The 9,316-nt window shown below is 61.4% G+C and carries 8 protein-coding genes and 1 rRNA gene; 2 read left to right on the forward strand and 7 right to left on the reverse strand.

Annotated features, from left to right (window positions below):
- Positions 1–25 precede the first annotated feature (25 nt).
- Positions 26–1,300, reverse strand: coding sequence for an MFS transporter (locus tag ACFQ6H_RS11335; RefSeq protein WP_378646121.1), 1,275 nt, complete (start codon positions 1,298–1,300; stop codon positions 26–28).
- Positions 1,300–1,944, reverse strand: coding sequence for a GntR family transcriptional regulator (locus ACFQ6H_RS11340; RefSeq protein WP_378546015.1), 645 nt, complete (start codon positions 1,942–1,944; stop codon positions 1,300–1,302). Before ACFQ6H_RS11340 ends, ACFQ6H_RS11335 begins: the two co-directional genes overlap by 1 nt.
- 175 nt (positions 1,945–2,119) lie before the next feature.
- Between ACFQ6H_RS11340 and ACFQ6H_RS11345 the strand changes: the two genes are divergently transcribed.
- Positions 2,120–3,241, forward strand: a complete 1,122-nt coding sequence (locus ACFQ6H_RS11345) for a GGDEF domain-containing protein (RefSeq protein ID WP_378646122.1) — start codon at positions 2,120–2,122, stop codon at positions 3,239–3,241.
- Positions 3,242–3,255: 14 nt separating this feature from the next.
- Here the strand turns inward: ACFQ6H_RS11345 and ACFQ6H_RS11350 are convergent, their stop codons facing one another.
- The 4 genes from ACFQ6H_RS11350 to ACFQ6H_RS11365 form a co-directional block, all read right to left on the reverse strand.
- The gene (locus ACFQ6H_RS11350; protein ID WP_378646124.1) at positions 3,256–4,053 is read right to left on the reverse strand and encodes an SDR family NAD(P)-dependent oxidoreductase; all 798 of its coding nucleotides are present in this window, start codon (positions 4,051–4,053) and stop codon (positions 3,256–3,258) included.
- 78 nt (positions 4,054–4,131) lie between these two features.
- Positions 4,132–4,818 carry a class F sortase gene (locus ACFQ6H_RS11355; RefSeq protein ID WP_378638624.1) on the reverse strand — a complete coding sequence of 229 codons (687 nt, stop codon included), beginning with the start codon at positions 4,816–4,818 and terminating at the stop codon, positions 4,132–4,134.
- 129 nt (positions 4,819–4,947) lie between these two features.
- Positions 4,948–6,426 (reverse strand): hypothetical protein, encoded by a 1,479-nt coding sequence (locus ACFQ6H_RS11360; RefSeq protein ID WP_378646126.1) that lies wholly within the window; start codon positions 6,424–6,426, stop codon positions 4,948–4,950.
- Between the two features lie 623 nt (positions 6,427–7,049).
- Entirely contained in the window at positions 7,050–7,508 is a 459-nt protein-coding gene (locus tag ACFQ6H_RS11365; RefSeq protein WP_378646128.1) for a carboxymuconolactone decarboxylase family protein, read from the reverse strand.
- Positions 7,509–7,557: 49 nt separating this feature from the next.
- On the opposite strand from ACFQ6H_RS11365, the gene ACFQ6H_RS11370 reads away from it, so the two are divergent.
- A complete protein-coding gene (locus tag ACFQ6H_RS11370; protein ID WP_378646130.1) occupies positions 7,558–8,949 on the forward strand; it encodes a PLP-dependent aminotransferase family protein in 1,392 nt (463 codons plus the stop codon).
- A gap of 280 nt (positions 8,950–9,229) precedes the next feature.
- Here ACFQ6H_RS11370 and rrf read toward each other — a convergent pair.
- Positions 9,230–9,316 (reverse strand): 5S ribosomal RNA (gene rrf, locus ACFQ6H_RS11375); the annotation flags it as partial.

The following is a 9,316-nucleotide window of genomic DNA, read 5'->3' on the forward strand; positions in this document are numbered from 1 at the left end:
GCGGGAGTCGGCGGACCTGGCGACGTCATGCAGTCGGAAGATGTGAACGCGACTTGACAAGGATCAGCGCCAGGCAAGCAGCTGCGGCAACTGATCCGAACAGAAGAGTCACCGTATAACTCAGCGCCGGAATGCTTTCCGAGAGCATTGCCAACAGAGCCGGCACGGCAAACCCGATGTAGGTGATCGAGTAGAACACTGCCGTCAGCCCTGCCAAATCGTCCGGCCCCGCGATTCGCTGGATCTCCAGCAATCCGGACACCAGTGCCATGCCGTACCCGCAGCCGAGGATCGCTGCGGCGACGATCGCGATCGCCACGGTCAGCGTCGACGCAACTAGAGCAGCGGCCGCCATGCCGACCACCAGAAACACCAGCGCCACCACAGCGCCACGCGCACTAAGGTCGGTATCGATCTTGCGCCCCAACGACTGAATCGCGAACCCGCATGTCAGCGCAACCATGCACAGCAAAGCCGAAAAGGCCACGGGCGCATCACCGCTGTGCCCGGTCATCAGTGACGGAATGACTGCATACGCGACACTGGCAGCACCGAACACCCACGGAGCCAAGGGAACAACGACGTAGAGGAATCTGCGATGGCCCACCGAAGGGATCTTGAGGTCGTCGATCAACCTGCGTCGATCGGATTTCTCCTGTGCCGGTCGGGTTTCAGGCGCACGCCACAGCGCCACGCCCGCAATTACGGTGATCACGATGTGCAGCACGTACGCCAACGCGCTCGGCAAGGGCGCCCACTGCGCCAAGATTCCCGCAGCACCTGCCCCCAACGCGAAGCCGGCGGTCAGACTCATCGCTGCTCGCCGGGCTCCCGCACCTTCCGACGCCGCCGAATCCCAAGGCTGCGTGGACAACTCCTTTACCCACGAACCGCCGACGGCCATGCCGATCCCCAAGGCGATGCCGCAGAGGATTCTTCCCAAGATCAGGACAGCGGCGGAGTCGGCACCGAAAGCGAGCAGCGTCGAACCGGCGATCGCGATGATCGGTGCCGGAAGCATGATCGGGCGTCGGCCCAATCGATCTGACAGCGGTCCACCGAGCAGAAGGGCAGGCACGATCCCGACCACGTAGGCGAAGAGGAAGAAGTCGACCATCACGGGCGAATAGCCGTGGTCGAGTCGGTACATCACCAGCAGCGGCGTGAATTCGTTACCGCCCCAGGCCGCGGCGAACATACTGGCAGCGACGGTCAGCCACAGCCAGTTCCCACCGCTGCCGCGTTCACTGCCGGGACGACGATCGACCGCGGCCGCAGCGCCCATAGTTTGGGTGCTCATCACAGAGTTCCTTCGAAGCCGAGGCCGTGCACCTGGCGCATGTGTGTGAGGACGGCAGTGTTGTAACCGTCAGCATCGCCGGATTCGACGAGATCGGTCAGCGCGGTGTGGTCCGCGAGTATCCGAGGTAGCTGGCCAGGGTCGCGCGAGATCGACCGTGCTGTCATCCGTCGTTGCCTGTCGCGCAGACTCGCGTAGAACGAGTCGAGCAAAGGGTTCCCACCGGCGGCAACGATCATCTTGTGAAAGTCGGCGTCGATTGCGCTGAATGCGGCCACGTCCCCGCGGTCAGCAATCTCACGTTGCTCGATCAGATTCGCGCGCAACGCTGCGACAAGCACTTCGCGTGCGTGCGGTCGGACCGACACCACTCGAACACTCTGAGTCTCGACGAGTTGTCTGGCACTGACTACGTGTTCCGCTTCCCCGTCCGCGACTGGGACGATCAGCGCCCCCTTCTTCGGGTAGAGGCGCATCCAACCTTCCGATTCGAGACGCAGAAACGCCTCACGCACCGGCGTGCGGCTCACATTGGTCCGTGCGGCGATGTCACCCTCACTGATCAACTCACCTCCGGCAAGCTCGCCGGAAAGGATCAGTTCCTTGACTTCGCGGAAGACGGTTTCGGAAGCGGAATACAACATAGACACAAGATGTATTTATACTCCATGCTGGCGTAACCCAGACGGTTGGGTCATCGTTCCGAACATCTCGGTCCAATGCGGCATCGACCCAGTTAGCATTGCAAGGTGCGGGACAGAAGAGGAATCGGCTCACGGTGCGCGGTGCACAACCCCGCCATCGCACGCTGAAGCGCCCATGACGTCGCAGATGAAGTCCATGAGGACGCTGACCCGCGAATGGTTGATTCTTCCCGATCAGTACGACCGATTCAGTCGCTACCTTCGCGATAACGGCCTGACTGCCGTCACCCGGCTACTTCTTGGCATCATCGTCATCGGGCTCGGCGTGTGCTCACTGCTCAATCGGTTCAGCCCGTCAGGTCCGACAAGCCCTGTTGCTCTGTTCTTCAACACCGTCGTCACACTCGCATGCTTCGCGGTCGGAATCGCCTGGTGGACATTCGGCCCGACCAAGCGTAGATCGTTCGGCTTCGTGGTCTTCTGCGACGTTGCGGTCTCGATCGCCATACTCGGCGACTCGGCACCGCTCGCACGTCTGCTCACTTGCGTCATCTACGCACTGATCGGCATCTACATCGCCTATTTTCACAATCCGAAGTTGCAGGTCGCACACCTGTCCTTCTCGGTTGTGATGATCGTGGTGGCTGCGGAGCCGATCCTCTTCGGACCGGATCGCGATCCTGCGCTGGGCGTTTCGAAAATGTTGGTTGTCGTCACTGCACTCATGATCTGCGCGTTCATCTCGCAGATCGTGCTGACGATGCTCAGCATGGACGCATCCAGCTCCGACCTGGATCCACTCACCGGTCTCCTGAACCGTCGTGGTCTCGACCGCCACGTCGAGAAGGTACTCGAGGGGTTCCAGCGTCAGGAATCTGCGGCACTACTCGTGATCGCGATCGACATCGACCGGTTCAAGACGATCAACGACGTCCACGGTCACGACGTCGGCGATCGCATCATTCTTCGAGTGGCACAGCGCTTGTCGTCCTGGGCGCATGCCGATGCTGTCGTCGCGCGAGTCGGTGGCGACGAATTCGTCCTCGTACAACGACTTCCGGTCCCGGCAATCGGCCCGATGCTCGACTCGATCGGGCCGGCAATGCACTCGAACGCCGACGAGATCCCGTCGACGTCGAGCATCGGAATCGCCGTGCGTACCCACAAATTCGTCGCCGGAGAAGAGCGCGCAGCAGCGTTCACGGACATGCAGAAAGTCGCTGATTCGGCGATGTACGAAAGCAAGAGACTCGGCGGCGGACGCGTTCACACGATCGTCACCACCGCGACCAGGTAGCCGTACGCGAGGTATCAGTAGTAGACCGGCCCCGGCACTCCCCCACCGACAGCCACTGCGTCCCCCGTGATTGCGATGCTCCGCGGCGATGCCAGGAAAGTCACGACGTCCGCTACTTCTTCGGCGTCGATGATCCGATGTATCGAGTTCGTCGCGATGCCCTCTTCCACCTGCGCAGGCGAACGGCCGGATTCTTCCGACTCGCGCGCGATCCGCGCGGTCAACCTTTCGGTTCGCGTAACCCCCGGATGGACGACGGTGACGTTGATTCCCTTGGGGCCCAGCTCGTCTGCAAGATTCTTGGTCAGCGCCGACACACTGACGTTGCGGATCGTGTGGGCGATCGAAGTGGCCTGTCTGGCCCCCAAGCCGCTGATGTTGATGATCCGGCCCCAGCCTTGATCGATCAGATATGGCGCTACTGCGCGTGCAGTGCGCAGGTACCCCAGCACTTTGACGTCGAGCTCACCACGCACGACATCATCGGAGGTCGCCTCCAAGTCGAACGATCGCCCCGCACTGAACGGCGTCGCAGCCGAGTTGACCAGAATGTCGACGCCGCCGAACTCCTCGACCACCCGCCGCACCGACGCCTGGACCGCATCGTCGTCACGCGTGTCGGTCGCGATGCCGACAGCTCGAACTCCGAACTCCGAAGCCAAATCTCGGGCAACGTCCACGACAGTCGATTCCGTGCGCGCAAGTATCGCGACATCAACCCCTTCAGCTGCGAGACCTCTGGCAATGGCCAGGCCGATCCCCTTGCTTCCGCCGGCGACAATGGCACGTTTCCCAGAAAGGTGAAGATCCATGCCTGCGACACTATCCAACAGGTAGTCCCCGATCTCTACGACGAGAGATCGGGGACCGTGGGCGCAATTTCCAGTGAGTCAGACCATCAGGTCCGCGTATAGGTAGACGTTGTCGGCGTAGTTCCCCACACCATCCTCGAATTGGAGTTCACCGCCGCAGGTGACAACAGCCAACTTGCGGGCGCCCTCCGGGCCGGCCAACACGCTTTCCTCGACGCCGTCGGCCTTCGGACGCGTCTTCACGGCAGTCACCTTCCACGACGTGCTCTTGCCGGTCGCGTCGGATGTACGGATCACTTCACCTGGTTCGATCGTGCCCAGGTCGAACAGTGCGCCGTTACCCTGGCCGGTCAAATTGACGTGTCCGGCAATCAAAGTCGTGCCGGTGACCGAGTCGAGGGCGGCACCGTCGAGCCAGATTCCGACGTTCTTGACGTTCTCCGGCGGAGTGAGGACGCCGTCAGGGACTGTGGCGTCCACGATCGGCGCCTGAACACCCACCGGATCGAGCGAAAGGGTGTTGGGAGCCATCAACGCATCCGCCGGTGCTGGATTCGCGGAGTGCGACACGACAACTCCCGGACTCGGCGGAATCGCAGCATTGTCATCGGAGGATCGTAGGCCGACGAAGGCCATGGAAGCGCCAGCGACAAGCACCGCGATGACGGCCAGGATGAGCGCGACGCGACGCCCCTTAGCGGGACTCGCGGGCTGGTCGTGGTTGGGATCGTCGTATGGGTTGGGATCCGACTCGTACATTGTCATCGAACTGTCTCCTGCGGGATGAGGCACCCCCGGCACCTCTTGCGAATTGACGCCCCCTGCGTCTGATCAGTGTCGGCACCGATCACACAGCCTGTGATCGGTGCCGACGTCTACTGCTTGTGCCTGGCGTCAGGAACGCTTGCGGCGGAGAGCAACTGCTCCGGCAGCAGCCATTCCGACCAGGCCGAGACCTGTCACTGCGACGGCGACGTTACGGCCTGAATTCTGTTCAGCAGCACCACCGTCGATGGCAACCGGCCGAGGTCCGGTGGCCGGCTTCGGAGTCGCCGATGCCGGAGTCGCAGGCGTGGCAACCGGCTGCGACGGAACAGGAACACCGGGAACTACGGGCACGACCGGCACAATCGGAATGATGGGCACGATCGGAACAATCGGCACTATGGGCACGATCGGAACGACGGGAGTTGCGGGTGTCGTCGTTGCGGGCGTCGTTGTTGCCAGTGTTGTCGTTGCCGGTATCGTCGTTGCGGGCGTCGTTGTTGCCGGTGTTGTCGTGGGCACTGCGGCATATCCGACGCTGGCGGATGCATTCATCGAAGCGGGCCGAACGGTGTCGAACGACGCGAAGATCTGGCATTCCGCCCCGGCAGTGTTCCAGTGCAGGTTCTCGACCGAATCCGGAATGACGCTTGCGGTCACGGAGTAGTCCCCGCTGTTCGCAGCGGTGAGGCAAAGATCAACGGCGGTCGGTGCATCTCCGCGACCGTCGACCGTCAATTGGTTTCCACTCAGCGTCGCCTTGCCGTTGTCGCCACAGACAGTGAGTTCGGTTCCCGCCGAAGACTGAACACTGATCGGCTTCCGGTACATATTCGTGTTCAGGGTGAAAACGGCGGTTTCTCCGGCTTTCAGGGTGCCGGTCGCCGGCGTCTTGCGAGCAAGGTCGAGCGTTTGCGTGACGTTCATGATCTCGACGATGCGAGCACGCTCGTCTGCGCCGAGATTCCTGTCGCACAAACCTTTGAAGTCGGCCATCAGCGGATTGTCGTAGTCCGAGACACACCACACCAGCGTCTGGCGCGCCGAGCGCGCATCTTCACTGCCATTGCCCGAGACGCTGCCGTCGAGCTTGGCAGGATTCTGCAGCAACCAACTGATGACAGCGAGATCGTCGGCCGACAGATCGGGATTGCCCGAAGACGGCACGGTCGGCCCCATCTCGTCGTTGTGCTTGTCGACGGGCAAGCCGTTCTCGTCGACGCCGGCACAGGGATCGAGATCGAAGTCCGTGCAGTACATCCATTCCGACTTCGCGATTCCGTCGACGTCGCGAACACCGCAGACCGGCGCGTCGACCGCGGTCGAGGTACCCCGATCAGTAGTGCCGTACAGCGGCACGATGTTGCCATCGTTGTAATGTTCGAGTCGAACACCTGCGATGTCGAGCATCTGCTCCGAGGGTGTGTACTCGGTGCCCTCGCACAGCCCGGCAGTGAATGCCGGAGCCGCCGCGGCTCGCACCGGCAGTGGCGCGGAGACAGCCGGCGAAGCAAAAGCAACGCTACTGCCGGCTACCGTCACGGCAATAGCTGCGGTTAGCGAGAGTCGGAGAGCAAGCGGCCTCCGCCGTGAACCAGACACAGTCATCAAAGCTTCCCTTTCAAGACATTTCGGTAGCGGGGAGGTTGCCTGGATTCCCAAGACCACGCTGTCCAGCACTCACTTCCGAGAGGATCGGCCAGTTACTTATGGCAACCAGCCAGTTACTAGAAGGCAATGTAGTGCATGTTTCAAGAAAGTACACATGCTCATCCAGCCTTTGAGCGCAGCGAGGCCCCACGGGCAACGAGTTAGCCAAGCCGGTGACTAGAACCTTGTCCAACCGCACAACCGTCACGATCAACCCAAAAATGGCTCACCCAACCCAGACCATCCCGTCATTTCTCGGCCGCTAGCCAGTAGGTAACTCATGGATTCCAAGGAAACCCACAGGAAGGGACGCTTTCGGTCCGCGCGCAAAATGAAGGGGCCCGCGTGGCGGGCCCCTTCATGGGAGATTTCAACCGAGACTGCTTTGTCGGAATTCGGACAACCTGTCCGCGCTCGGCACGCTCGTCTGATGGTTCATAATGTGATTTGCATCACATTCAAAGATTCAGTCGGTTTTGTTCACACTCGTAATCAATCTTTTGGTCGCCTTTGGGGCGATTACCTAAATCTTCGGCTGAGACAAAGGACCCCGGATCGAACGCAGAGGATGCGACTCGGGGTCAGCTTCGAACCGGAGGCGCCTTCCTCGTGGTCACCGCGATGCGATTCCACGCATTGATCGTCAAGATGACGCTGATGAGCTGGGCCAGTTCCACGTCCGAGAATTCGCCGGCCGCCTCGCTGTACACCCCGTCCGGAACGAAACCGTCGGTGAGGACTGTGACGGCCTCGGTCAAGGCGAGAGCGGCGCGTTCGCGATCGGAGTACATCCCTCGCGCTTCTTCCCACGCGCTCAGCAGATACAGCTTCTGCTCCGTCACACCGACCTTTCGAGCATCACCTGTGTGCATGTCCAAGCACCATGCGCAGTGATTCAGCTGCGACGCGCGGGTGAGGACCAATTCGACAAGCGTCGGCTCCAGCCCCTGACGCGCAGCGGCATCCAACGCAATCATCGCCTTGTAGACCTCGGGCGCCAGCTTCGCAATGTCGATTCGTTGGCCTGTTGTTGTAGTCATACCTAAACCGTAAGCCCGAAAAGACCCCGAAACATGGTTCAATCCGGTGATGAATTCATGGGCCAATCTTGGGTTCGATCTGCATGTCGAACTACCGCACGGAATTGGGGTTCGAGCCGCGTTGCTACAGACGCTTCGCGACGCGATCGACAGTGGGCTGTTGAAACCTGGCACCAGGCTTCCACCCTCTCGCACCCTGGCACTCGACCTCGGCGTCGCACGAAACACCGTTGCGGACTGCTATGCCGAGCTTGCTGCAGCTGGATGGCTCGTCACACGGCAGGGTTCGGGGACCGTAGTCGCTTCGCTCGCCGACGCACACATTCGCGGGACCGATCCGTCGCCGACAAGACCGCGCTTCACCTACAGCCTTCTCCCCGGATCGCCGGACGCGTCGGCGTTTCCCCGCGCTGCATGGATTTCCTCCGCCAGGCGGGCGTTGACTGCCGCACCGAACGACGCATTCGCCGCCACTGACCCCAGAGGCCGAGTCGAACTCCGAAACGCCCTCACCACCTATCTGAGCCGAGCCAGAGGAGTTCGCGTCGACCCGAACCGCATAGTGATCAGTGCCAGCTCGGGTCACGGGATCTCCCTCCTCGCCCGTGCACTTGGCGGAGCGATTGCAGTCGATTCTTTCTGTCTTCACCTTCACCGGCAGCTACTTGTCGACGAAGGATTACGAACAGTTCCCATCTCCGTAGACGAATCCGGAACTTGCACAGAAGAATTGGCGTCAACATCCACTCGCAGCGCGCTTCTGACTCCGACGCATCAGTTCCCTCTCGGGGGACCACTGACGCCGGCAAGGCGAGCAACCGCTGTCGAATGGGCCTCGAGCACGGGCGGCGTCATCATCGAAGACGACTACGACGGCGAATTCCGTTATGACAGAAAACCTGTCGGAGCACTCCAAGGCATCGCACCGCAGCAGGTTGCCTACCTGGGCACTGTCAGCAAGACACTGTCGCCGGCGATTCGAATTGGGTGGATGGTGTTGCCGGACAGGCTGATCGAACCCGTTCTCGCAACAAAGGGACCCTACGAACGCTGGGTCAGTTCAACGGATCAATTGACCTTGGCAGACTTCATCGAGTCCGGAAGATTCGACAGCCATATTCGGAAGATGCGCGCCACTTACCGACGACGACGCGATCAACTGGTTGCGACGCTCGCTCAGCAGGTACCTCAGGTCCGGATCGAGGGGATCTCCGCGGGACTTCACGCTGTGGTGCGACTGCCTTCAGGAAGCGAACAAGCCGTGCTTGCTGCTGCTCAGACCCACGACCTCGGCCTCGAAGGGCTCTCCACCTTCCGGCACCCCGACGTGTCTTCAGTCGGGGGTGACGGCATCGTCGTCGGATACAGCACGCCGACGCAATCCCAGTATCCGAGGACGCTGGATGTGCTGTGCGAGGCGCTACAGGCGGCGCTGCGATAAGAGCCCACGGGTTTTGCCGGGGTTTGTCGGTTCTCCCTGCCCTGCCCCAGCGAACGTACCGTTCATCTCGTTGAAGGCGACGGAAGTGCCGTTCGCTCGATCCCGGCGCGTCGTCGGTCACGCCCCTGCCCGGATCGTGCGAACGTACCGTTCCCCTCGTCCAAGAGGGTGAGAGTGCCGTTCACTCGATGCCGGGGGTGCCGGCGGGAGTGATTTGGGGGTGTTTTGGGTACGAGAAAGCCCCCCAACCACGAATGGTTGGGGGGCTTCTCTAAATTGTGTTCGGCGGTGTCCTACTCTCCCACACCCTGTCGAGTGCAGTACCATCGGCGCTGAAGGGCTTAGCTTCCGGGTTCGGAATGGGACC

The organism is Rhodococcus sp. NPDC056506 (genome assembly GCF_042794945.1).
GTDB lineage: Bacteria > Actinomycetota > Actinomycetes > Mycobacteriales > Mycobacteriaceae > Rhodococcus_F.

Bases quoted from the DNA above. Each gene is read 5' to 3' on its own strand.
- ACFQ6H_RS11335 (WP_378646121.1), bottom strand. From the start codon at position 1,300: ATGAGCACCCAAACTATGGGCGCTGCGGCCGCGGTCGATCGTCGTCCC.
- ACFQ6H_RS11355 (WP_378638624.1), bottom strand. From the start codon at position 4,818: ATGACAATGTACGAGTCGGATCCCAACCCATACGACGATCCCAACCAC.
- ACFQ6H_RS11360 (WP_378646126.1), bottom strand. From the start codon at position 6,426: ATGACTGTGTCTGGTTCACGGCGGAGGCCGCTTGCTCTCCGACTCTCG.
- ACFQ6H_RS11365 (WP_378646128.1), bottom strand. From the start codon at position 7,508: ATGACTACAACAACAGGCCAACGAATCGACATTGCGAAGCTGGCGCCC.
- ACFQ6H_RS11345 (WP_378646122.1), top strand. From the start codon at position 2,120: ATGACGTCGCAGATGAAGTCCATGAGGACGCTGACCCGCGAATGGTTG.
- ACFQ6H_RS11350 (WP_378646124.1), bottom strand. From the start codon at position 4,053: ATGGATCTTCACCTTTCTGGGAAACGTGCCATTGTCGCCGGCGGAAGC.
- ACFQ6H_RS11340 (WP_378546015.1), bottom strand. From the start codon at position 1,944: ATGTTGTATTCCGCTTCCGAAACCGTCTTCCGCGAAGTCAAGGAACTG.
- ACFQ6H_RS11370 (WP_378646130.1), top strand. From the start codon at position 7,558: ATGAATTCATGGGCCAATCTTGGGTTCGATCTGCATGTCGAACTACCG.